Source organism: Trichodesmium erythraeum IMS101 (genome assembly GCF_000014265.1).
In the GTDB taxonomy this organism is placed as follows: Bacteria; Cyanobacteriota; Cyanobacteriia; order Cyanobacteriales; family Microcoleaceae; genus Trichodesmium; species Trichodesmium erythraeum.
Genome location: NC_008312.1, coordinates 4,179,321 through 4,205,239 on the forward strand (window position 1 = coordinate 4,179,321; position 25,919 = coordinate 4,205,239).

Consider the following 25,919-nt stretch of genomic DNA (forward strand, 5'->3'; position numbering starts at 1 on the left):
AGAACATAATTTATCAAAATCTTGTTGTGGTTACCCAAGGATTAAAGTAGCAATAAACTGCCCCTAATTTCTCTTTGTAAGGATAAAAGGGAGAAAGAGTATATTATTTAACACCATTTAAATCTTGCAAACATTCCCCACAAAAAAAATGTCTTAAAAATATATCTTGATTTTTTTTAGCCAGAAAAAATATTCTTCAATATCTAAATATAACTTTTCTATTTTGTCAAGTTTTATCTAAAAAAAAGATATTTATAAAGCATAGTTTTAAAGGAGAAGTTTAAAACATTATTTTTTTTTCAAGTAAGGCAGGAGTAGGTTTGGCAAGGTATAGGAGACAGGGAGCAGCAGCAACTGGTGTGGAATTCAAATTTGCCTGCTTGACTCCTAAATCCTTAAGTCTGAGGTCTAAAGTCTGAGGCTTAAGGCTTAAAGTCTGAGGCTTAAGGCTTAAAGTCTGAGTTCTGAGGTCTGAGGTCTCTTAACTAAACTAAATAATTAATTAAGGCTTGTTGATTAAACATCAAAGCATTTAGTAATATTGGCTTTTAGCTTTCTTAAGACCTTTAAAAAGTGTCTGGTATCATGTCCAAAAACTAAGTTAGCATTTTGGGCTAACTATAGTAGAAAAGTCAAGAGACAAATATATCAGAGTACCTCTTCTACAAACTCCTATTCTGTAGGCACAGAGCAGGTCATAATTTTTTTATTTGGTTCATTGAGATGAATGGACGTTATAGCACATTTATAAACCCTCAAACTCAGTCAAGGATTATTTCTGACTTCGCTTCTTGTCCATAGGACTTACTGAAGAGATAATTAACAGTATTTTTGACAAATCCTGCCACAGGTACAGCAATTAATAAACCTAACACCCCCCATACTTGCATCCCCACTAATAAACTCAGTACAATCCAGACAGGATTGAGGCCTGTAAAACTTCCTAATATTCTAGGGGCAACAAAATTTTCAATTGCTTGTTCGATTAAAACTATCACAATTAAAACTTTTATTCCCAGCCAAAAATTTTCTAAAGTTATTAATAAACTGACGATAGTTACACCCAAAGCAGTACCAAAAGGAACTAAAGTCATCAAGCCAATTCCTATGCCAAATAATAAGCCAAAAGGAGTTCCTGTAAATAATAAACCTAAGGTCATAGAAACACCCATCAAACATGCTAGCATTGCTTGGCCAAGAAAATAATTTTGAAAGTTTTGTTTTAATGATGTCCGTACATGAATATCCAGGTGATTAGGTAACCAATTAAATATTCCATTCCACAGGCGATCGCCATGTAGCATTAGATAAAAAGTAATAACTATGGTGATTAAAATATCAAAAATTCTACCTACCATATTAAGGACAAAACTAATAATTTCTCCTGTAATATCTTGCAATTGAGAAGATAAACGTTCTGTAAGTTTATTGGTGATAACTGTTAAATTAATTGGCAGTTGATACTTAGATGCCCATTGGTCAAATGATTCTAATTGTTTATTTCCTGATTCAAGCCAACTAGGAAGTTTTTCAATAAATCCGGTCAGTTGTTCTAATAGCAGGGGAATCAGAATAACTCCCAAGACTAACATAATTACTAATGCTACTAAAAATACTAAAATAACTGCTCGGTGTCTTTTACCTCCATGTTTCTGCAAAAAAAGTACTGGGTAATCTAACAAAAATGATAGTAATGTTGCGGAAACAGCTATTGTAATTATCCGACCAAAATACTGAAATATTTGTAGTAAAGCCCAACCATTTATTACAATTATTGGTAATGCTAAGTACCAAAATAATCTTTGATTTAGTAATTTCAGCATTTTTTATATTTATGATATCTGCAAGTTTTAAATTTTAAGGAATAAAGAATATTAAGTAGCGTATAGGAAAGAAAAAATACTATAGATGGTTAATACTATAACTACTGTTAGCTAAATATTTTTTTTCATGAATTTACAATAAGATAGAGATGTTGAATTAAACATCTCTATTGTAATGATGATTTGACAGAAACTGATATTAATTATATCTGCTGTAAATTATCCAAACTTGATAAAACTTCTTGACTATGAATAGTGGGTTTTACTCCTAGAAATATCTCCTGTAAAATCCCACCTAGGTTAATAGTAAAAGTATGTCTCATAGAAAAAAAGTTTAGCCACGAACCGTAAGCTTTACTTATAGTTCCATCCGTATCAGCTAACAGATGATTTGACAGAAACTGATATTAATTAGGTCTGCTGTAAATTATCCAAACTTGATAAAACTTCTTGACTATGAATAGTGGGTTTTACTCCTAGAAATATCTCCTGCAAAATCCCACCTGGGTTAATAATAAAAGTATGTCTCATAGAAAAAAAGTTTAGCCACGAACCGTAAGCTTTACTTACAGTTCCATCCGTATCAGCTAACAACGGAAATTTTAAACCTTCAGAATCACAAAATTCTTGGTGAGAGTTTATATCATCTGCACTAACACCTAAAATTTGAGTGTTTCGCTCTCTGTATTTTGGTAAGTCTTGCTGGAACCTACGGGCTTCAATTGTACAACCAGAAGTGAAATCTTTAGGATAAAAATAAAGTACTACCCACTGACCACGATAATCTGATAAAGAAATTTCTCTATCTCCTATGTTAGTGGGCAGGGTAAATTCTGGTGCTGGTTGATCTAACTCAGGTAGTTTGCCTCCAAGGGCCCAAGCATTGGGAATAAAATTCAACCAAGTTATTAGAGCTAGACAAATAACTAAAAATATGGTCTGAAAATGCCGACGAGATCTCATAATTGCTAATCAAAATTATACTTTATATAAGTTTACATAAATTGTGGAACAAATTTTATGTAGAAAATTATCTATATATTGTCCCATCTAAACGAGCATCTAATTAAATTACATAAAAATGACAGAAAATTTACCACAAATATCGGGTCTAGCAACAGTATTAATGGTCATTGATAATCAAATAGCTACCATCGAAATTAATGGATTCAATGCACCAATAACTGGAGGTAATTTTGTTGATTTAGTAGAAAGAAATTTTTATGATGGTGTGAGATTTCATCGCATCGAAAATGGGCAACAATTTTCATTAGTTCAAGGAGGGGATCCTTTTAGCAGAAATCCAGATATTCCTTTGGAACTTTTAGGAAGTGGTGATTTTGTCGATCCAATAACAAATGAATTTAGATTTATTCCTTTAGAAATTAAGCCTCTAGGTCTAGGACAACCAATTATTTATAATCAAATAGTTTCTACTCCTGTAGAATTGCCAAACGTAGCAGGTGCTATTGGAATGGCTCGTACAGAGATTTTAAATTCGGCATCTTCTCAATTTTATGTTCCCTTGAATGATATACCAGTATTAGATGGTGGTTATGCAGTATTTGGTAATGTAATAGATGGGTTAGAGGTTATTAGAGCACTAGATTTAGGAGATACTATTACTGCTGCTAGAGTTACTCAAGGAATAATTCCTAGTCGAATTTCAAAAATTATTACTGATACATCCCTGCTGAATAATTTTATTAATATTGTTAATCGCGCTAATATTCCATTACCGATTGATTTTTTTGAAGTCTTAACAGAAGGAGATGATATTTTTGAAATTTCTACAGAGTTATCTCAACAGGTATTTGGTGTATTGGGGCTGGAAGGAAATGATGAAATTATAGGTTCAATAATTAATGATGTTATTAATGGTAATCAGGGAGATGATATTTTAAATGGTAGGGATAGTTCCGATTACCTTCGAGGGGGAAAAGGATTAGATTTATTATTTGGTGGTCTTGATAATGATATTTTAAATGGTAATTTAGATAATGATACTTTATTAGGTGAGCAAGGAGATGATTTTTTACGGGGTGGTAAAAATAATGATATATTAACTGGTGGTGAAGGAAATGATATTTTAATTGGTGATGCTGGTACAGATAATTTGCTAGGAGAAGCTGGTGCAGATACTTTTGTTTTGGCAGTAATTAACAATGAAGAAGATAATGCAGATACGATAGAAGATTTTAATTTTTTGGAAGGGGATAAAATTGGTGTTTCGGAGCAAATATCTGCTCTTTCTTTTACTCAAGAAGGTAATAATACAGTAATTGAAATAGCAACTGAGGAAGGGGAAAATAACATTATCCTTGGTACTGTGAATAATTCAGTAGCAGAGGAGGTTAGAAGTGCAACTTTCTTGTTTGATTTTACTACTATTTCTTTGCCTGATTCGCTACCTTTTGGAGATGCAGCTTTGAGAGTTGGATAATTTTTTATAGCGTGTCTCAAGTCTCTGAAGTCAAGTTTTTTTCTTATTTTCTATACCCTGTTTTCCTTGTTTACTAGTCTTTAGGGAAAATTCTATATATCTTCCCCACTAAAACAAATAAATTTTGTAACTCCACAGTGTGGGAATTGCTATGTACTCAATTTGCAAAGTTTGAGAGGATATTTTTTCAAGTTATAGCTGTTACTAAATAATACCATGAAAATCAATTTGTACTCTTTAATGAATGATCATAACTATTAAGGAATGGTTAAGTAATCAGGAGTAAGAATAAATAGTTTAAATATCATTTAATTGCTTTTAATTTTCCTTTTTATTCTCAGAAAAATTAATCAAATTTTTCTAAATTTACCCAGATTATTTTGAAAATTGTTTTTTAACTCTTGGTATAAGAGATTGGGTGATGGAATAAACCTACTTTTATACCCTGATTTGGTGTTGGCTATCAATTGAAAGGTTTAGTAGAAGTAGGATATATTAATAGAACAAATCTGGAATTTAATGCCCCAATTTTTTGATGATTTAGATTTGTGATACCAAGGGAAATAAATATTTGTGACAAATGGTAAGGAGATTCTATTAAATTTTTCTATCTATTCTCTTATTTATTAGATGGAGAAAAATGTAGAAATTTTTTTGAGAAATTAGTCTTACTTTTTCCATATTTAGTAACTTATTAACTTTAATTATATTTGACTATCTAAAACTGAAAAATTCAGGGTGGTAAATAATTATAAAATAGGAGATAAAATATTATTTTAAAATAGTTTTGTTTTTAATATAATCATTAATTTAATGATCTTTGATCCCCTCATCACTTTTTATGGACAGTTAGATTAAAAATTGAGTATAATTAATGAAGTGGTAAATTATGGATAATTAAGGAGTTAATAGACTAATGGACAAGACACAAAAGTTTTTAGAACAATTGGACTTACCGGATCTATCAGACCAAGATGTGGTAGTGGAAATGGTAATACAGAAGGCATCACAACAGGAAGAAACTGAAAGCCAACAGGAAGATATTGAAAGCCAAGAAGAAGATACTGAAAGCCAAGAAGAAGATACTGAAAGCCAACAGGAAGAAGCTGAGGGTCAAGAAGAAGATACTGAAAGCCAAGAAGAAGATACTGAAGGTCAACAGGAAGAAGCTGAAGGTCAAGAAGAAGATACTGAAAGTCAAGAAGAAGAAGCTGGCCAAAGAGAAAAAATTACCATTCAACTTAATACCTCAAGTGCTCCAGTAACAGCAGCTAACTTTGCTGACTTGGTAGAGAAAAATGTATATGACTCTCTAGCGTTCCACCGATTTGTAGAAGGGTTTGTGATTCAAGGTGGGGACCCTCAAGGTCGAGACCCCGATTTTCCCATTGAAGATTTAGGCGGGGGGGGTTATATTGATCTAGAAACAGATGAGAAACGAGAAATACCTCTGGAAATCAAAATCGCAGAGACAGGAGAAATTGTCTATAACGAGGAAACTGATGAAGCAGTTGCTTTATCCCATGAAGCAGGGGTAATAGCTATGGCTCGTACTCAAGAATTAGATACAGCCTCTTCACAGTTTTACTTCGCCTTAGAAGATATCAGCGACCAATTAGATGGTGGTTATGCTGTGTTTGGTAAGGTGAGTGATGGTTTTGATTTTCTGCAAGAGATTCAAGAAGGCGATCGTATTCTCATAGCTAGGGTAGTAGAGGGAAATATTTCTAGTAGAGAATCAGACCTTGTTACTGATTCTGATTTATTCAATGAATTAGCAAATAAAGATGGCACCAATAAGGTCAAATATCTGATCTCAATGGATGAAAATTCTGAGAATAATGCTGATAGTGATGATAGCACTCCAGACATTGGGGATCCTATAGAACCTGAGAGATCCCAATCTCAAATTACACAAGATGAAAATCAAGCTACTAATGGTGACGATGTAATTGTAATAAATCAAGTGGATGAATCCTCAGTAGTGATGGGTTTAAAAGGTAATGATGAGATAACAGGTAGTGATGGTAATGACCTCATCAGTGGAAATCAAGGTAATGATTCTCTTCTCGGTTTAGAGGGTAATGACTGGTTGCGAGGTGGAAAAGGAGATGATGAATTAACAGGTGGAATGGGAGATGATTATCTAATTGGCGATCATGGTACTGATATCCTGACAGGTGGTGCGGGTGCAGATAGTTTTATTCTGCGAAGTAATACTGCAATAGAGGAAATAGAGGAAGCTGACATGATTACTGATTTTAATGTTGGAGATAATGATCGGATTATTGTCATTGCTGAATTTACCTCTTCTGAGGGCTTAAGTTATGAATTCATAGATAATGATACAGTAATTAGACTGCTTGACAATAGTTTTATATTAGGAGTAGTAAAACAAACTTCTATTGAAAATGTTGAAAATAACATTCTTGTAGTAAATTCTGATGATTATGCTTTACGTCTTGGTTAATTAATAGCAAGGGTCACAACTTTGATTAGTTCGTTAGACAATTTATTTATACATATTATGATTATGTTTTAAGTTGTACTAGCGGACTTTTCATTTTATCTATTTTGGATAAAGTTTGCTGACTCAATTCAAAAAAATTAGTTTAAGTTCAATTAAAATAACTTTAGCAATGAAATTTTTAGCAACTGTTACTTTTGTCATTTCTTTCATATACTTGAGTTTATCTGCGCCAATTATGGGAGCTAATTATGAAGATGTTAATCATCTTTTAGAATATAATTGGTGTGTATCATTCTTATGGAAACAATGTGACCTAACCAGAGCAAATTTTCATGACATTAATTTAAAGAATGCTAATATGTCGGGAGCTAATTTAACAGGGGTAAATTTCCAAGGTGCAGATTTAAATGGAGCTAACCTTTCCGGAGCTAATTTAACAGGAGCTAATTTAGAAAAAGCTAACTTATATAGAGCAGATATCAACAGAGCAAATTTAACAAATACTAATTTAACTAGCACTCGTTTATTAGAAGCTGATTTAACTCTAGCAAATTTAAATCATGCTAATTTAACTGATGCTAATTTGTTAGAAGCAAGACTCTGGGGAGCAAGTTTGGCAGGAGCTAATTTAAACAATGCTAGTCTTCATGGTACTAACTTAGAATATGCTAATCTTGCTGATTCTAATTTAAGTGGAGCGGACTTTCATAGTTTCTCTTTCAGAAGTTATAAACAAGAAACTAATTTAAGTAATGCTAATTTGGAAGGTGCAATTATTACTAATACAGATTTAAGTGGAGTAATTATGAGGGGAACTATTATGCCTGATGGTTCAATTAATGAGTAATTAAATGGGATTCGTTTCATTTATCAGTTAGGGTTTTTCGATGGAAGGACAAAAAATATCTTCCTTCTTATACTACTTATTGAACAAGAGGAATAACTTGTATCCATCCTGAAGAAAATAGATTTGTATCACCTAGAGGATGTACCTGTATTGAATCTTTTGCTTATCCCTTTATATTTAAAGGTACTACAATGGAAAACTATGCACAAATTTGTCATACTGTACCACCCCTTATTACCAAAGCATTTGGCTTTTACATAACTAAGATTTTAATAGGATAAGAAGTTAATCCTATTCATTATGGATATTTCGAGTAGTAATAATCATCACTAAGATTTTAATAGGATAAGAAGTTAATCCTATTCATTATGGATATTTCGAGTAGTAATAATCATCAAAACTGCATTAGAAAAGTTGATACTAAAAGTCAGGATAATCATTTTCCAATTCAGTTAAAACTACAGTTTTAAATTGATATTTTTGTTCTCTAGCTTTTTAAGTTATAGCTAACTAAGTAAAGTTTACCTCACCCTTTAAGAATGAGGTAATTTCAACAAATTAAATCAAATTAGGACACTTAAAACTTACCATACCCAGTCGCACATGAGAACCATCTTTGAAAATAGCTTCTAAGGAAATTTTCGACTCTGGTGCAATCTCAATTACTTCTATTTCTCCCCAAAAACCAGAATGTTGAGCATAAGGATACTCAGGATGAATTTTACCTACATCTGGACGATGTAAATTAGCAGGAACTTCCCGCAAAACTTTACCTGATTTAGTTAAAGAAATTAGTTTAACTGTGACTGGAGAAGATTTTTTTCCAACTACCCACCCACCTATACAAATAGAACTAATATTTTGCTTTACTCCTGGTGATGGTACATCTATAGAACATCCAACTATTTCTGGATCTTTATCATACATAGAAAGAGCAACTTCTACATTTGTTTGAACTCTTAAACTAAAGTCTTCTTGTTGTCGAGTTAAATGAGGATGATAACAAGGATCTTCGTCTATTAAATCTTTCCACCTTTGCTTCATATTCTGAATTTCTTGTTGGAAACGTAGTTGTTTTTCTCCGGTATTTTCTACTCCCCGACTTTTTGACTCGTGGTGATATAAAACGGCGTGAGGTAAATAAATATTTCGATAACCTTTATATATTATTTTTAAACATAAATCTACATCATTAAATGCTACAGCTAACTCTTCATCAAATCCTCCCACTTGCTCAAATACTTCTCGCCGACACATTAAACACGCTGCAGTTACGGCAGAATAATTATTCACAGAAATAATTTGACCTTTGTATCCAGCGTCGGTGGGAGAAAAACCTCGGTGACTATGGTCTGCAACACTTCGCATTCCTAGTACAACTCCGGCGTGTTGAATTGTATTGTCTGGATATAATAATAAAGCTCCGACAGCTCCTATTGTTTCTCTTTGTGCTTGCTCAACCATTGCTTCTAACCAGTCGGCTGTTTTGACTTCCGTATCATTATTTAAGAATAGTAAATAATCACCTTCTGCTTTCTCTACGGCATAATTATTGAGTTTGGAGAAATTGAAAGGAATATTCTTTTCATAACATTTGAAACGTTCTGGTTGTTGATTTTTCCACTTCTCAATAATAGATAATGTTTCTGGTTCATCACTACCATTATCTATTACTATTACTTCATAATTTGGATAGGTAGTTTGAGTAAATATTGACTCCAAACATCTATCTAAAATATTTCCTAAATTCCTAGTGGGAATAATTATACTGACTAATTTTTGTTCTGATATTTGATATCGGACTCGATAAAAACCAGGATGGTTGGGCACACTATAAACTGTTCCCATTTCTCCTCTTCTGGCTAATGCTTCAGTTAATGTTTTTTTAGTAGTTTCTTTTGATATTTCCCAATCTATTTCTCCTCCATTTTCCGGAATTCTGCTGTGATAAAGTACCTTAGGAATATGAAATATTTTTTGACTTACTTCGCTTAAACGGAGAATTAAATCATATTCATAACTACTTTCATATCCGACTCGAAAACCATTCAATTTTTCCAATAATTCTCGGCGATATATACACAAATGACCTGTATACATTCGGGATAAAAATGAATCTGGAGACCAATTTGGTTTAAAGTATGGTTCAATTAATTTTCCTTCACTGGTCAGTTTATCTTCATCAGAATAAATCATATCTGAATCTGGATATCTATTCAGAAATAACACCATTTCATAAAGTGCATCTGGTGTTAAAATATCCTCAGGATTTAATAGAGTAACAAAATCTCCTGTTGCTAATGCTAATGCCGCATTTAAGTCTGTAGCAATATCCCTATTTTCACTTTTTATGACTAATTTAATTTTGTTGTTTGCTTCTATATTTTGCGGAAGTTTATCAGAAATATAGCAAAGTTCCCAGTTAGGATAAATTTGATTTATTAATGATTCAATCGTCTTTTGAATGTATGGAGATCCTGATTTTTCTTGCAGTATAATACTAATCAATGGTTGGTATCGGAAAATCTTTAAATTTTCTGACATTTTCTTGAGTTGGTCTGAGTTAGGTAAGTTTTCCTTAAGCCATAATTGATAGGTATCTTCTTTTTCAATAACAGGACTAGAAGGTAATGGAGAAATAGGAACTTTTTTCTCTTCATTTTTTTCAATAACAGGACTAGAAGGTAATGGAAAAATAGGAACTTTATTCTTTTTCCTATTATCTTTTTTCTTTTCCCTTAAAGTATTTTTTTTCGGTAATATTTTTTCTAGTTGCCCTTGAATTTCTGAATCATCTGGATTAATTTGTAAACCTAACTGATAAAAGGCGATCGCTCCATGAGTTTTTCCTTTTTTTACTAATGTATTCCCTAGTTGTAAATAAAGTGTGTGGTCTTCTGGCTTAACCTCTAACGCTTTGTGATAAAGCTTCTCATTATCGGGGTCATTTTCTATAGCTTTACGATACCATTTAATTGATTCTTCTAAATCTAACTCAGCACGTTTTTTCAGAGCATGTCCCAATTTTTGATAAGTTTCTGGCAGATCTGCTTTTAATTCTAAAGCGCGACTATAGGGGTTGATCGCCTCTTGCCAATTTCCTATTTCCCAAAGAGTATTTCCTAAATTAATATAAGACCAAGTAAAGTCAGGTTTTAATTTTATTGCTTGACGATAGGCTACAACAGCTTCTTCCCGTTTCCCTAGTTTTACTAGACAGTCTGCTAAGTTATTATGAGACCAAGAAAAGTCAGGATTTAATTGTATAGCTTTGCGGTAAGCCATAACAGCTTCTTCCCATTTTTCTAACTTCTTTAGAGCTTCTCCTAAGCTGTTATAATACCAAGAATTATCTGGTTTTATTTGACTTGCTTTTTCATATACTTTGACAGCTTCTTCCCATTTTTCCTGTTGGGAAAAAACTTCTCCTAATTTTCCATAAGGTATATCATATTGTGGATAATTTTCTATTGCTTGACGATAAGCTTTTACTGCCTCTTCTACTTTTTCTTTTTTTTGGAAATATTCTCCATATCTGTAATAAATTTCTCCAATTTTTTGCTTAATTTCTGTAGAATATGGTTTTAGTTTTTGAGCATTTTTATAATTCTGTAAACTTAGCTCTAACTGCCCCTGCTTTAGTAAACTATCTCCTAGTTTTTCATAAGCTTCAAAACTATTTGGATCAGCAGATATTAATTGTTGATAACAAGCGATCGCCTGTTCTAATTTACCATTTTCACTCAGAGTATTGCCAGTGAATAAAAAATCTTGTGCAGTAGCTTTTCCTGGTTCTAATCTTATTGCCTGATATAGGTATTCTGCTGCTTCTTGTGACTTATTAACCTGAGTATAAATTTTCGCTAAGTTTCGATATGCTCCCGCAAATTCTGGCTTAATTTCAATTGCTCTTAGATAATTTTGTATAGCCTGTCCCCACTGTTTTTGTTGAGCAAATATAGTTCCTATATTTGCATATACTTCTCCAAAATCAGGCTTAATTTTTAATGCTTTATTGTACCAATCTAATGCTTCTTGTAATTTACCCATAGCTTGTAAAGAATTACCAATTATTTTATAAGCTTTGGGTTCTGTTTTAGTTTGAATAACTTGCTTACTTACAGCAATTGCTTGTTCCCATTTTTTCTGGTTAACGTAAGTCTCTGCCTCTACCATATAAGTTTCTATATCTTCAGCATTAACCGTCGGAGAAGTTGTTGGGATAGTTGCTCTCACAAGAGTGTTATGACCATTAACTTTATTACTACTTAAACTACCAACTAAAGTATCTCCAGAATTTAACTCTTGACTAGAAATTAAATTGTATTTACTCGCTGCTCCTAAAGTATCATCTGAATTTTCTATTTTCTTACCATTTACCTTTAATTCTATCGCTTTCCGACAACAGACTGTCGCTTCATCTAAGTTTCCTTGCTCTTTTAAAGCTTCTCCTAAATTTTGATAAGCTTCTGATGAATTACTATTTAATTTAGTTGCCATTCGATAACAAGATATTGCGTCATTTAAGCTACCTTCCTTTTCCAGAGTTTTCCCTACATTCATAAATTCTTCAAAGGTAGCTTTTTCTGGTTCTATAGACAATACTTTATACTGACAATATGTAGCTAATTTTTGATTGCCTAAACTTAACCATACTTTCCTCATATTGCGATAAGCACCAGCAAAATCTGGTTTGATATCTACAGCTTTTTGATAATAGGATATTGCTTCTTCCCATTTTTGCTGCATGGCATATAAACTGCCTAGATTAGCATATATTTCCGGCCAATTTGATTTGATTTCTAACGCTTTTTTGTACCAATTTTCTGCTTCTGCTAATTTTCCTTGAGCTTGCCAAGTATTCCCTAAAGTTTTGTAGGCAGGAAAATAATTATCTTCTATTTTTATTGCTAATTCGCAGGAGGCGATCGCTTCGTCAAATTTCTTTTCTGCTAAATAAGCTTCTGCTTTTTTGTGGAAATTTTCTGCTGCAGTTTCCTGAGGATTTATTGATGCCATATTCTTTTTTTTTAGCTACTATTAATTAAGTTTATTTATGGGTTTGACGGTCTCAAAAAAAACACTTACAAACAAAACCTTAAGCACTTGTAGCTTGAGGTTAGGCTAGTATAGAAATCCAATTTTTTGTAATGCTATACAGACCTTAACTTAACAAGTAACAGTTTTTTTCCTTAAGATTTACTTGATCAGTATTTTCTAACTTAACAAAGAAGATGATAAAAACACAAAGAGTAAACTAAATGTTTGCCAGAAAATTCAGTATCAAATATTCTGCTATTTTTGTTGAGGAAAAAATAAAATTCAGTATTTTAACTCTCCTAACTCAGCCTTAGACACTGTTAACTTATCACTCATAATTAAAAACTGAAATAACTTACTTTCTTATTCTATTTCATTCACCTCCCCCCTTTTTTTTTCAAATAAGGATAATCTTAAAAAATATCTACAACTTTTAGCATCTGATTTAATGAATCTAAATTCACTAAAATATCTTCCACTAAAGAACTTTCATACATTATATTTCTCATTGGATAACAACTAAATGTTTCACCAATTAAGTAGTAATGCTCAAGTCCTAATAATTGGCTAATATGCCAATAATAGTATCTGAGATAGTGGGGTGAGAAAAGTTCGATAACTTTTGTCCCTGGGTTACAGAATACTATATTTGTTAAACCACTTCCATGAGGGGCCACTATGATTTTGGCATGGGCAAAAGTGCTAATCTGATTTTCTAGGGATATTGACTCTGGAGTAACATAAGTAAAACCAAACTGGCGTAATATATCTACTACTTCTGCTTCATTCATTACTCGACGATACTTAGCATTACCTCTACCTATATATATTTTTTCCGGAAAGTATGACTTATTATTAGTTATACCTCTAAGAAATACTTCTCTTAAAAATTTTAATCCCCAGGGTTGTAACCATCCCAGATAACTAGGATATGAAGGGACGACTAATTCTGTTGCTTGAACATGAGGATGGCGATCGCTTGCCAAAATTTTCTCTTGTTTGACACCAAGAGTTTTTAATGTCTCTCGTTGAAAAGGTTGTTGATAGTCATTAACTATAAACCAATCTATTTCTTCTAAATTAATACCCTGACGCAATATCTCTATTCTTGGCAGTAGGTCTACCATCCAATGAAAATAGACATTTCCTGATAACACCGATAATACTGCTACCTTACCATTAATTTTCTCTAGGGGGGGCAGTTCTTCAAAACCAAAAATCCGATGTTGACTTGGGTCATGCTTTGTACATCCTGGCAATGGAGATGGATATTCTCTGGACAAGTCTGACAATAAATAGTTATCTGGAGTCATAATAGCAATGCCGTAACATAGTCTCCAGTAATTTTTCTTGGGCATTATCCAAGCTCTTCCCTCCGGTACTGTAGTCACGAAGGTAGGACTCCGGGAAAGTTTCTGAAAGTAAGAAAGCCCTTCTTTATCATTTTTTGTATCTTTTGTCAAACTAAGTATACTTTCCTCCTTACTTACAGATGTTAGGGAAGAAGGACTCATCCTCTCATTTTTCCCAGGAGTTAGAGATTTTTTCCCCTCTTTTTCAAGGGGGTTTAAAAGTGATATTTCCTGACTCAGCAAATCAATATCTTGACTAAACTCACCCTGATCCCTAAGACTATATATCCCTTGAGCAGGAGACTTTGGGTCAAACCACTGATAAATTTGCTTTAAACATGCACTACAATTTAACCCAAGACATTCTAAATCTTTCTTCTTATTTTCAACACTTACTTTAATAGGAGATTTTATAGATTCTTCTCTATATTCTGTTGCTAATTTTTCTAATCTTACTTCTTTATATCGTTTCTGATAATTATTACCATCTAATTTCTGCAACCAATCTTTTGTAGATAAATATAATCCCTCTAACTTTGGATAAGGCAAAAAATCATTATTAAAATCATTATTTAATATATCTTCTACTTTTCCGGATAATACTTTACTATAATAATCTCTTGCTGCCTGCCATCTTTGCTGTTTTTCCATAATCTTACCCAACTCAAAATAAATCTTTGTCGTCTGATTAATTCTATTTTCATTAAGTAAAATTTGCAGAGCTATTTGGTAACTAATAATTGCTGAATTTAACCGTTTTTGTTTAGCCAAATTATTCCCTAATAACCAATAAATATCTGCCGAATTTGGTTTAATTTTTAACGCCTTATGATAAATATTTTCAGCACTTTTATAAAACTCATTTTCCATCAATACATTGCCAAAATTAATATAATAACTCAGCAAATACCGAGATATTTTTTGAGAAGATTGCTGATAATTTTCTGAATTAATATCTAACTTTTTTAGCTCTTTAATAAAATTCAACACAGCTACTTTTGTTAAATACATTTTATCATATTCTATATGCTCCAAATTACCTAACTTCGACTCTAATACCTGCCAACAACCATCAACAAACTTATTATTAGTAATTACATTTTTTAAGTAAACAAAAGCAGTTTGAAACTTTCCTATAGTCATTAGAGAAAAAGCACAATCACTATAAACCAATAAATTATCTTTTTTTCCCTTCAATCTAATAACTTCTTGAAAAGATTTTACTGCCAATTCATGCTCCCCAATTATTTGTAATGCTTTACCCAAATTATAATGGGCTTTGATCAATAATGGGTCTAATTCTATAGCACGATAATAAGCAGCGATCGCCTCTATAGGATTTTCATTTAATAAAGTAAAACCAAGATTATTATATAAACTTGCTGAATCAGGCTTTAAAACTAAAGCTTGTTGATAAACCTCAATAGCTTCTGACCTTCGATTCCAATTAGCTAAAATACGACCTAAATTATTATATCCTTCTACAAAATCTGGGTTTAATTCTATGACTTTTCTATAAATATCAACTGCCGCTTGATAATTTCTTTCCCTTTCAAAAATAATGCCTAAACCCAAATAAGCATTAATGTAATTCGGTTTGATAACAATTGCATTTTCATAGCATTGAATTGCTGATTCAAAATATCGAACTTGATAGAATATATTACCTAAATTATAATATAATTCTGGCCATTTTAGTCCTAAATTAATCGCTTTTTGATATTGATTAGCTGCTTCACTCAGCCATTTTTTCTGACTGTATAACCAAGCGAGAAAAGCATGAACTTCTGCATATTTTGGTTGAATCTCCACAGCTTTTGTATAAGCATACATAGCTTTTTCAAAATTCTCTTCTGCTTGGTAAATTTCCCCTAATATTCTGTAAGCATGAGCGGAGTTTGGTTGTATTTCTAATATTTGTTCACATATTTCTATTGCCTGACTTAAATTGCCTTTAGTCAAATATGATTTTGCTAATCTGAGATATTTTTCTATTTTCATCGTCAAATATCAATATAGGATATTAAAGCATTCCTAAATTAGGTTGTAGCATTTTATTGTAAGTGTTTGGAGACCAAACCCCTTCTGCTAGAGTTTGTAGACCAAACCTCCACAGTTTTTTTCACAAATCATTTAGGATTACTATAGATTAATTTATCTTTTTAGAAACAAAGACTGATGTCAGCCAAAAACTTTTATCACAATACAGTAAAAAATGCTTTAATCAAAGATAGCTGGAATATTAAAGACGACCCTTTAATTTTATCTATTAGCAAAAAAAAATTTATTTGTAGATTTGGGATCTAAAAAATTAATTATCACAGATAAAAGTAACCCAAAAATTGCTGTAGAAATTAAAAACTTTATTAATGCATTTCTAATTAATGATTTAGAAAAAGCTCTAGGTTAATATATTTTATATAGGGAAATTTTAAGAGATAAGCAAGAATCCAGAATATTATATTTAGCAATTAAACAATCAGCTTATGAAGATATTTTTGAAGAACCTATTGGTAAGCTACTTTGAAAACGAAGTATTGTAAATTTGTTAGTTTTTGACCAAGTAGAGTAAGTAATTTTACTATGGATTCAATCACAAACTATGATGAAATTATTTATCCTATTTTAAAAGAATATGCAAACCTTCCTTATCCCTATGGAAAAGTCAAACGTCATTTGATTTTCAGTGAGGATAAGTCGTATTATTTGTTTCTGACTTGGGGCTGGGAAAATAGGCGAAGGTTACATCGTTGTATTGTACATTTAGAAATTATTGGTAATAAAATCTGGACTCATGAAAATAAATGGTTTAGAAGATGGTATTGCAAAATTTTTAGTGAATGCAGGTATTCCTAAAAGTCAAATTGTTTTGGGTTTTCATCCAGTAGAGGTAAGTTCCCATAGTGAATTTGCGGTTAATTAGTTTCTACAAAATGCTGCGCAGAACCAACATATTTAGTAGGTGCATTTTTGTTGGGGCAAAGATTCACTAACGGCTTTCCCCAACATCGAAAGCCGAGCATTCCGTCAGAAAAAAGGCGAAGCCCATGGCGCCAAGCTATATGCCATTACCCCCTACTGTGGTGTACTGAAATGAAAACCGCTGTAAATATTTGACTCAAAACAATTAAAGCAGACTTCTCAACTTAGCTAAAACAAAATTCCCCCCTAAAGTTAGGAGGGACTCAGTATCTTCATTTTTGGGTTATACCCACATTTAAAATCATATTTATTAATTAATAACTAGACTTAGAAGATTTCAAAGTCAGTACCTTGTAATGGGTTATTACTATCAAAAACAGTATTATCAACCCGAGCAATTGGAGTTTCATTACCTGCAACTGCTGATCCGTCTGGGTTGTAGTATACTAAACCAGTATCAGGGTCATAGATGATTGCTGCTGAATTAGCTCCATCCTCATTAGGACTAAAGTTCTCAACAACCGCAAACTGTGCTCCTGATAATGAATCGCCAGGACGTGCTCCTGTCAAAGCCTCAAAGTTGCCGCCACCGAAGTTATTAACAACTATACCTATCTTATCTCCTTGATCCCTATTAAAGTCTGTTAAGGAGTCAAGTCCGTAACTACCATCCTCATTATAATAGAAGAGGAATTTATCAGCTCCAGTGCCACCTGTTAAAGTATCACTACCCTTTCCACCGAATAGGAAGTCATCCCCTACACCTCCAGATAGAATGTCATCCCCTTTACCTCCATCTAGAGTGTCATTACCTTCATCACCCGTTACAGTATCAGAATCTCTCCCTCCCAGTGCGACGTCATCTCCGGCCCCACCTTGTACTAGGTCACTTCCGCGATCGCCGAAGACAAAGTCTGCTCCTTCACCACCTTCTACACTATCATCACCTTTACCACCATAGAGAAGATCATCTCCTGCACCTCCAGCTACGGAGTCATTTCCTTGGTTACCTGAGATGGTGTCAACGCCAGTACCAGCCAATACAGTATCATCACCAGTACCTAATAAAACATCATCATCGCCATCACCTGCTGCCACTAGATCGTCGCCAGCCCCTGTTGAAACAACATCCGATGCAGTAGATCCCTCAATAGCGTCTGCTGTTGGGCCTCCTTGTATGTCTCTGCCTCCATCTCCTCCTTCTATAGGTCTGTCTACAGTTGGGAGTGTATCAAATCCACCATCAGGTTGTTCTTCTTCGGGGATATTATTAATTAGGTCGTTAATGTTGCCGTCAATTAAGCTAGTCACTTGCTTACCTCGTTTTTTAGAGTTTACTATTGCTAATTTATGTGTTATTCGCTCAAAGAGCTAATTTTTAGATTCTGTATAGATGACCTTTTTCGTTCATTTATATCTTTGTTTATATTTGTAGGAAAAATTTAACCCTTGTCAATCAGACATTCCAAGGATTTTTATTGTTCCCATTTACTAACTCTCATCTGATTAGATAATTCCGGTTTCAGAAGGTTAGGGCAGGAAAATTTCTGGGACAACAGATACAATTTTTAGATATTGATAATTATGCACCGTTGGGAATACTTTTACATCTTGAAGAATATATATTATTTTGTCTCTGAATAGATAATTTTCTCAATTAATAAAAATGAACATTTAGTAGTTTAACATAGTTCTGTCTATTGTCAATTGTCTAATTTAACGACTAATCTCAAATTTTATAATCATAAACTTAGCTATTGCTTTCTGCAAAAATATTTAGGTAGTCGCTGGGTCATTTGCCTACTTTTAACTCCTTGACTAAAGTTATGCTTTTGTGATAGGTAATTAATCTATCTCTTCACGGAACAAGTTTAAATTTTATTCGTCTTCTAACTCTTAATGCTTAATTTTGGATAGGCATTTAGTAAGTCAGATAACACTACTGTCAAACCTCAAATAAATTAATTAATATTTTTTTCAGTTATATTATTTTGAGTGATATTATTGGTAGATAACTTATTAACAAAATATTAAGACTCGAATAGTTATGACCACATTCATAACAAATAAAAAAATTAGGAGTTTGGTCTTGCCATAATCAAAAACATTTGTTATAGTAGAAAATCGTAACCCCAGGAGAGGTGGCTGAGTGGTCGAAAGCGGCTCACTGCTAATGAGTTGTACGGGAGAACCCCGTACCGAGGGTTCGAATCCCTCCCTCTCCGTTGTTTTATTTTTCACATTATCACTGCATATCTCTGAGGCCTAAGGTTTAAGGTTTGAATTCTTATGAGGCTGATGTTGAATATTTTTTTCTTACCTTAAAAGGCTATTCCTATCCCTTATCACAAGTAAACTTCTGACAACATTGCGGATATTAGGAGAGAATGGATGAATAATATAGTAACTAAGTGAAAATATTTAAGTACTCAAAAATAAAGTATTTTTCAAGAAACTTTTTTCCAGGTAAAAGGCTCTTGAAGACTTAACAGATGAATTTTGTATAATGCTCAGGTTTTATATCAGTAAAGATACTTATAAAGCATGGCTTTAGAAGGATAAAATTAAGACTAATTTTTTTTGTTAAATTGAATAGTGAAGGCTTTTTTTAAAAGTTTAAGAGTCGATCAAAAGAATAGAAATAGAAGAACTTTTGCAACAATTCGGCTTGTTAATTTATATACATTTTTCCGGCTTCGGTTGAAGGCAAATATCAAGATTAAAGGTTAATAGTATGGTGAAATGTAGATAATAACTTTTTTCCATATCTAGGAATACTTAAACTAATGATATATCAGGATTCTATATTTATTCAGCAAGCTGTAGTTAAATCAAATTATTCTACACAAAACAACTAAACAATTTCGGTAGGTCTTACTGGATAGATAAATATTTGCCAGTTGTATTACAAGAGTTTCCTAATAAGATTTCCATAGCTTAAATGTTAGCCCTAAATACGTAAATGAAATTTCCTAGAACCGTAGCTTAATTTTTTAGTCATTTTAGCGACAATTTTTTCATTGCCTCTACAAACTTTTGAGAAATATAAGGTAATATCCTCTCATTCTTGCTAATCTCTTTGCCTTCTGTAAATATAACTAAAAGATATGGCAGAAGATTTGGTAACTCTATATAAGCAAAATTGTGATGTACATGAGTATCCACAATTTCTCTAGACCATATCTTAGCATTTTGAGGAAGACTTTCTTTTAAAAACCCTATAGTTTGACTTTTGGTTACATATTTTGCATCTTGTTGGCTAAGATTTTTCTGTAACAAATCCATTATTTTTCCTGATGCTTGACGGGATACTGCAATGCCACCCACAATACTATGTAATAGACGAGCTGTTGCATTAGTTGTAAGTATATTTCGATTTTCCATCAATAGTCCTTGGAAAATCCGTTCTCGGCCATAAGGCCCATAAAACCATGTTTTTTGATTAACATTAATAGATTTTAATTCAGGCCACTTGAGAGATTGAAAATAACGGTTGATAAAATTACGTTGATATTTCCAAGTTTGAAAAGGTCCCGGTGATAATTCAGGTCCACTGGTAGTTCCAGTTAAAACATCTACAACTAGACTGGTCCCATCATGATTTGCAGAAAGAATCATATCTCGAATTGCTCTTTCTAGCTCTGGTGAAGTTTTGACCATTCCTTTCTCTAACCATTCATAAATAGCCACAAGGTAAAATAAATGGACCATTCCTCCTGCATACATCTTCTCATCACCGCGATCGCTCCAACCCCGCACTTGCTTTTGCCAAAACTCTGTGGCATTCTGAATATTTCTGGTTATTGGTGAATTGTAGACTAACCAAGTTATAGCTATTGCCTCGGAAGTTAATTCTGAAAATTCTAACTGGGTTGCTTCTATAATATCTTTACCCAGAATATTGAGTTGCTCATCTTTATTAAAGAATGTCATTTCAGTTATCAGTTACAGGAGATTTCATCTAAGTTTATCTTAGAATGTTGAATATAAATGTAATAGTAAATATCAATAATTTATAGCTCTTGAGAATGCAATTATTTGGGAACTAAAGCAGCAAATAGAATGCATTTACCAATTATTCATTAAACTTGTAGTTTAATCACCAAAAAAAACTGACTGCTTTTAACTCTAGTATCAGAATTTATAGTTGTAGATTTGCTCACTTTACTACTATCTCACTACAATACTAATATTCTAATTTTATATGAAAAAAATTTTGTTCCAATGGATGGTTCTACTCGGAACAGTATTTTTATGACTAAAACTCTGAATTAAAAAATTAGTAGCTCTATAGATATAGTGATATTTATAACTAAACTCCTTTGACTCTCAGAAGTCTAATGCCATTTTCAAAAAATTTTGTAGAAATATGGAGATTAACAATGTAAGAACTTTTTTGATTTGGTATAACTGTAAAAATGACTAGCTGTAAACAAAATTGCAAAAATTGTATAAGCCAATTTTTTTATCTCAGTTAATATGTAATTATTCAGCTATTGAATGCTTACGGTGATATAGTTGATATTCAATATTTTTAATAGGTTTATCTCACCTATAATAAAAAAGGAATAGTTTCCTATTTTATTGAGTCTTAATTTTATCCTATTGTTTGTACTTTTACAGAATAAATTTTGGAGGTATATGAATATATTAATTTTTCGTTATTAGGGATAGAAAGCAGATAGCTTTAAATAAAGGAATATTATTATACTATGCTTTTTAAAATCTATGGATTAACGTTTATGATCATCAAGTATGATTGAGAATTATAGATATTATTCTCGCAGTATTATCTGTATATCTAATCTATAGATTAGGTAATTAATTTTTTTACAAAAAAGTTGGTGTTTTTTCCACATTTTCCCTAACTCTTTCTCGATTATTTATCAATCATGCTTAATAAAATAGAGTCTTACTAGTTTTCATATATATGTTAGGCGTTAGTTTGGGTTTAGTAACTTATTATATAACTTCCCAAGGATACATGAAAGGATTATATCACTACATATCAATAGTTCAATTGATTGAAATTCAAGATAGAGGTGAAGTAATTATTTACTCTACATTTCATGGTAATTTTTTTTCTATCAATGGTGATTATTTTCCTCTAGCTTACTATTATTGAGGTTATGATTATGTATATGTTAATAAGATGGAAAAAAAGATAAATTAAATATTCGAGTGGATTTAAAAAATTGGATTGAAACTTTACCCTCTACAAGCTCACGTATATATTTGATATATTATGGAGAATATATGAATCTTTTTAAGTCTTTATCTGCACAGCAATTGATAATTGAATCACAGGAAATTATTGGTAATGCGAATATACTATGGCTGATTCCTAAGCTTAATAAAAAATGACGAATAACTAGATTATTAATATCTCGAAAAAAAATTAATAAACTTGATTAGTGTATAGCTATAGTTGAAAAAAATGATGATTAACTAACATATTAATAGCTCAAAAAAAATCAATAAAATTGATCATAATTTGCCTATAAACACTTATCATCTTTAAGTATAAACTTTTAATTTTCCCTCGATTTATAAATTACTTTTATTTCCTCCAAAAGCAATATTTGTTAGCTGAAAACTTACAGATTTTAGAGGGCAAAGACAAATATTCAGCAGTTATAAACAGAGTTAACAGAGTTATTTGTGTACTTTATGAAAAAAGTTTTGTCGGATATTAAACCTTATCTGCGATGGATTATTTTAGGAGCTACCCTATTTTTTCTAGTTAAAACTCTGAAAGACAACTGGGAACAAGTTCTGCAAATTAGGATTAGTGATTCTGGGTGGATAAGTTTAGGAACTGCTTTTCTGATCACAATAATGGCTCATGTCTGGTCTGGATGGGTATGGTTTTGGATTATTAAAGAATTTAATCAATTAGTTAATTTTCCTTGGGCTATTAGAGTATATCTGCTGACGAATATTGCTAAGTATTTACCAGGAAATATATGGCATTTTTATGGGCGTATTACTGAAGTAAAAAAAGTAGGAGTACCTATTGAAATTGCTATTTTAAGTGTATTAATAGAACCACTGTTAATGGCAGCAGCAGCTTTAATAGTTGCTTTAGTTGGCTCTACTCAAGAAAGTTTTTTTTTACAATTATTCTGTTTTTTTTCAGTTATTTGTATTATTCATCCACGAATTTTAAACCCAATCATTAAGTGTTTAGTTAAAATTAAATTAAAGTTTAAAAAAATTGATTTAGAGCCAGACAATGAATTAGTATTAGAACGTTATCCTATCAAGCCCTTTGTGGGAGAAGTTTGTTTTGTTCTGCTTCGAGGTTCTGGATTTTTGTTGACAATTTTGGCATTTAATTCTATTGAATTTAATCAAATTTTATTGATATTTAGTGCTTTTAGTTTCGCCTGGTTATTAGGTTTAGTTGTTCCAGGAGCTCCTGGAGGTGTTGGGGTATTTGAAGCAACTGCTTTAGCTTTATTGGAGCAAAAATTTGCTCCTGGAATTGTTTTGAGTGCTGTTGCATTTTATCGCTTGATTAGTGTTTTAGCTGAAACTTTTGCTGCTGGTTTAGCTTGGTTAAAACAAAAAATTTAAAACTAAAAATTTAAAAGTTAAAGCTATAAAATTTAGGAATAATTTATGAGATATTTAAGAAGAATTAAGAGAAATAAAATTCCTTTTATATTTTAACTCCTAAGGTCTAACATCACTAATATCTCATAACTGAAATATGATTCCAAAAGAAGTAACAAGTCAAGTTATTGTGGTCAGTTATGGAAAAAAACCATGGAGGATAAAGATATCGGGACAGCGGTTGATATCATGCTAGACTTTTCATATATTGTAATAATCTCTGACTGTTCGCGGTTGGGAGTATATCAACAAAGGTTACAAAATTTGTGAAAGTATTTAAAACACTTGACCCTAAACAACAGCGCAGTCTAATGATTTTATTTTTAGCTGGTTTATTATTTTGGTCAAGTATAACTACTTTATTGCCAACTTTGCCTCTATATCTAAATTATATCGGAGGCACAAAACAACAAATTGGTTTTGTTTTGGGTTGCTTTTCTATGGGACTATTATTATCACGATTTATTTTAGCGCCCATAGCAGATACAAAAAGTCGAAAGTTGGTTCTAATAGTTGGCACAAGTGTAGCAGCGATCGCCCCACTCGGTTATCTACTATTCAAGTCTTTTCTTTTTTTAATGTTAGTTCGTGCTTTTCATGGCATTAGCATTGCTGGAGTTACCATTGGTTATACTGCTTTAGTAGCTGACTTGTCTCCTCCTGGTCGTCGGGGAGAATTAATTGGTTATATGAGTTTATGTACTCCAATAGGTATGGCTATTGGACCTACAGTAGGTGGTTTTTTAGTAGAAGCTAATGAGTATGTGCCTTTATTTATAGTTTGCTCTACTTTAGGAATTGCTAGCTTATTATTTAGTATTCTTGTTTCAGAATCATCTGCAATAGCACAAAAAAATCTCCATTCCCATCAGTTTGAGCAACAAAAGTTATGGCAAATATTGGGGAGTCGTAGGGTTTTGGTTCCTGTTTTTGTGATGTTGATAGTAGGTTTAATATTTGGCACAACTACTACTTTTCTACCACTGTATATTCAGGAAAATAGCATAGCTCTGAATGCTGGAATTTTTTATACTGTAAGGGGCATCACTAATTTGCTCATTCGCATTTTTACTGGGCGAGCTTCTGATAAATTTGGTCGTGGCGTTTTTATTAGTAGCGGTCTAGTATTTAGCTTATTGGGTATGTTGACTTTGTGGACAGCAAATAGTAGGAATATGATTTTACTGGCAGCTATTTTGGGGGGGTCTTCTAGTGGTTTAATCTTACCAATGATGATTACTTTGATGACTGACCGATGCCCTCCAGATCAAAGAGGCAAGTTTTTCTCTCTTTGTATTGGTGGCTTTGATGTAGGAATAGCTATAGCTGGACCTACTTTCGGTCTTGTTGCCGAACAAATAGGTTATAGAAGTATGTTTGCTATTGATGCTATTCTTGCTTCCATAGCGATCGCTACATTTATTACTTTGTCAAACAGTAACTTGCCCCATTCCATCAGATTTGCTTTTGGTCGGGGGCAAGATACTTATGCTATTAATCATTAAAACGGGCCTGGAGGGATTCGAACCCCCGACCTCATGGTCCGTAGCCACGCACTCTATCCACTAAGCTACAGGCCCTTTTGCATATTTTTAGCATCAGATTAAATGAAACTTTTTGGGAATCAGTTTTTCTTTTGCACTTAATAATATAAGTATAGCATAAATAAATAGAATGACAAGGGATTTTTCTAAATTTGAGCAAAATTTAACTCATTTGGACTCTGAGGGTGCAGTTAAAATGGTTGATGTCTCTACTAAAGTGCAGACTATACGTCAAGCTGAAGCAGCGGGACAAGTGCGGATGTTACCTGAAACTTTTGAGGCTATTCAAAGAGGTAATAGTCCAAAGGGTGATGTTTTGGGTACTGCTAAATTAGCAGGAATTATGGCTGCCAAGCAAACTGCTCAACTTATTCCTTTATGTCATCCGTTGCCTTTACAAAAGATAGACATAGAGTTAATTCCTGATCCTCATTTACCTGGATATCAGATTCGGGCAATGGTGAAGACTAAGGCGGAAACTGGGGTGGAAATGGAGGCTTTGACAGCGGTTTCTGTGGCTGCTTTGACTTTGTATGATATGGCTAAGGCTTTGGAAAAGTCTATTTCTATTGAGTTAATTCGTCTTTTGAGTAAGAGTGGCGGGAAGTCTGGGGATTATATGGTGAAATGAAAACTCAAAAGTCAAAAGTTCAGTCAAAACTAAAATTGAAGTACGCAAAATCAATTTTTAATTTGCTGTTTAATTTATGGCCAGGTAATTTCATCTGATTCAGGTATACTACTGCTGGGCTTTGTTAAATACTTTGGGAAGGTTTGAATGTTAATACTTTGATTTCATATATTTGTAATTTACTGATTCTGTTAATTAACTCTAATCTCTAATCCTATAAGGGTCAAAA

The 25,919-nt window shown here is 32.5% G+C and carries 15 protein-coding genes, 2 tRNA genes and 2 pseudogenes; 11 read left to right on the top strand and 8 right to left on the bottom strand.

The window, feature by feature from the left end:
- Nucleotides 1-761: 761 nt before the first annotated feature.
- The 3 genes and pseudogenes from TERY_RS12920 to TERY_RS12925 form a co-directional block, all read right to left on the bottom strand.
- Nucleotides 762-1,823: an AI-2E family transporter gene (locus TERY_RS12920; protein ID WP_011612253.1), complete on the bottom strand. Its 1,062-nt coding sequence runs from the start codon at nt 1,821-1,823 to the stop codon at nt 762-764.
- Between the two features lie 203 nt (nt 1,824-2,026).
- Nucleotides 2,027-2,209 (bottom strand): annotated as a pseudogene (locus TERY_RS36920) (peroxiredoxin); the annotation flags it as partial.
- Nucleotides 2,210-2,234: 25 nt separating this feature from the next.
- Entirely contained in the window at nt 2,235-2,786 is a 552-nt protein-coding gene (locus TERY_RS12925; RefSeq protein WP_011612254.1) for a redoxin domain-containing protein, read from the bottom strand.
- A gap of 118 nt (nt 2,787-2,904) precedes the next feature.
- Here TERY_RS12925 and TERY_RS12930 point away from each other — a divergent pair, with 118 nt between their 5' ends.
- The 3 genes from TERY_RS12930 (at nt 2,905) to TERY_RS12940 (ending at nt 7,583) form a co-directional block, all read left to right on the top strand.
- Nucleotides 2,905-4,266 carry a peptidylprolyl isomerase gene (locus TERY_RS12930; protein ID WP_011612255.1) on the top strand — a complete coding sequence of 454 codons (1,362 nt, stop codon included), beginning with the start codon at nt 2,905-2,907 and terminating at the stop codon, nt 4,264-4,266.
- Between the two features lie 916 nt (nt 4,267-5,182).
- Entirely contained in the window at nt 5,183-6,736 is a 1,554-nt protein-coding gene (locus TERY_RS12935) for a peptidylprolyl isomerase (RefSeq protein WP_011612256.1), read from the top strand.
- Nucleotides 6,737-6,905: 169 nt separating this feature from the next.
- Nucleotides 6,906-7,583: a pentapeptide repeat-containing protein gene (locus tag TERY_RS12940; protein ID WP_011612257.1), complete on the top strand. Its 678-nt coding sequence runs from the start codon at nt 6,906-6,908 to the stop codon at nt 7,581-7,583.
- 558 nt (nt 7,584-8,141) lie between these two features.
- Here the strand turns inward: TERY_RS12940 and TERY_RS26315 are convergent.
- Together TERY_RS26315 and TERY_RS12950 are read right to left on the bottom strand one after the other, a co-directional pair.
- On the bottom strand, nt 8,142-12,602 hold the full coding sequence (locus TERY_RS26315) for a tetratricopeptide repeat protein (protein ID WP_011612258.1): 4,461 nt from the start codon (nt 12,600-12,602) through the stop codon (nt 8,142-8,144).
- Between the two features lie 434 nt (nt 12,603-13,036).
- Complete coding sequence (locus TERY_RS12950) at nt 13,037-15,976, bottom strand: tetratricopeptide repeat protein (protein ID WP_011612259.1); 2,940 nt, start codon at nt 15,974-15,976, stop codon at nt 13,037-13,039.
- Nucleotides 15,977-16,153: 177 nt separating this feature from the next.
- On the opposite strand from TERY_RS12950, the gene TERY_RS35075 reads away from it, so the two are divergent.
- From TERY_RS35075 to TERY_RS36930, 4 genes and pseudogenes are all read left to right on the top strand, one after another.
- Complete coding sequence (locus TERY_RS35075; protein WP_196797020.1) at nt 16,154-16,282, top strand: element excision factor XisH family protein; 129 nt, start codon at nt 16,154-16,156, stop codon at nt 16,280-16,282.
- A pseudogene (locus TERY_RS36925) lies at nt 16,260-16,502 on the top strand (element excision factor XisH family protein); the annotation flags it as partial. The gene TERY_RS35075 and the pseudogene TERY_RS36925, both read left to right, overlap by 23 nt.
- Nucleotides 16,503-16,558: 56 nt before the next feature.
- Nucleotides 16,559-16,831, top strand: coding sequence for an element excision factor XisI family protein (locus TERY_RS12960; RefSeq protein ID WP_370495412.1), 273 nt, complete (start codon nt 16,559-16,561; stop codon nt 16,829-16,831).
- Nucleotides 16,770-16,898, top strand: coding sequence for an element excision factor XisI family protein (locus TERY_RS36930; protein ID WP_370495414.1), 129 nt, complete (start codon nt 16,770-16,772; stop codon nt 16,896-16,898). The genes TERY_RS12960 and TERY_RS36930 overlap by 62 nt, the downstream gene beginning before the upstream one ends.
- Nucleotides 16,899-17,224: 326 nt before the next feature.
- Here TERY_RS36930 and TERY_RS12965 read toward each other — a convergent pair whose 3' ends face one another.
- Nucleotides 17,225-18,208: a calcium-binding protein gene (locus tag TERY_RS12965; RefSeq protein WP_011612260.1), complete on the bottom strand. Its 984-nt coding sequence runs from the start codon at nt 18,206-18,208 to the stop codon at nt 17,225-17,227.
- Between the two features lie 824 nt (nt 18,209-19,032).
- Here TERY_RS12965 and TERY_RS12970 point away from each other — a divergent pair.
- Nucleotides 19,033-19,122: transfer RNA gene (locus TERY_RS12970), tRNA-Ser, on the top strand.
- 772 nt (nt 19,123-19,894) lie between these two features.
- On the opposite strand, the gene TERY_RS12975 is transcribed toward TERY_RS12970, so the two are convergent.
- Nucleotides 19,895-20,830, bottom strand: coding sequence for a serine hydrolase (locus TERY_RS12975; protein ID WP_011612261.1), 936 nt, complete (start codon nt 20,828-20,830; stop codon nt 19,895-19,897).
- A 1,737-nt stretch (nt 20,831-22,567) separates the two neighbouring features.
- On the opposite strand from TERY_RS12975, the gene TERY_RS12985 reads away from it, so the two are divergent.
- Entirely contained in the window at nt 22,568-23,476 is a 909-nt protein-coding gene (locus TERY_RS12985) for a hypothetical protein (protein WP_011612262.1), read from the top strand.
- A gap of 305 nt (nt 23,477-23,781) precedes the next feature.
- Entirely contained in the window at nt 23,782-25,020 is a 1,239-nt protein-coding gene (locus tag TERY_RS12990; protein ID WP_011612263.1) for an MFS transporter, read from the top strand.
- Between the two features lie 2 nt (nt 25,021-25,022).
- Here TERY_RS12990 and TERY_RS12995 read toward each other — a convergent pair.
- Nucleotides 25,023-25,095: transfer RNA gene (locus TERY_RS12995), tRNA-Arg, on the bottom strand.
- A 94-nt stretch (nt 25,096-25,189) separates the two neighbouring features.
- Between TERY_RS12995 and moaC the strand changes: the two genes are divergently transcribed.
- Nucleotides 25,190-25,690 carry a cyclic pyranopterin monophosphate synthase MoaC gene (moaC, locus tag TERY_RS13000; protein WP_011612264.1) on the top strand — a complete coding sequence of 167 codons (501 nt, stop codon included), beginning with the start codon at nt 25,190-25,192 and terminating at the stop codon, nt 25,688-25,690.
- Nucleotides 25,691-25,919 lie beyond the last annotated feature (229 nt).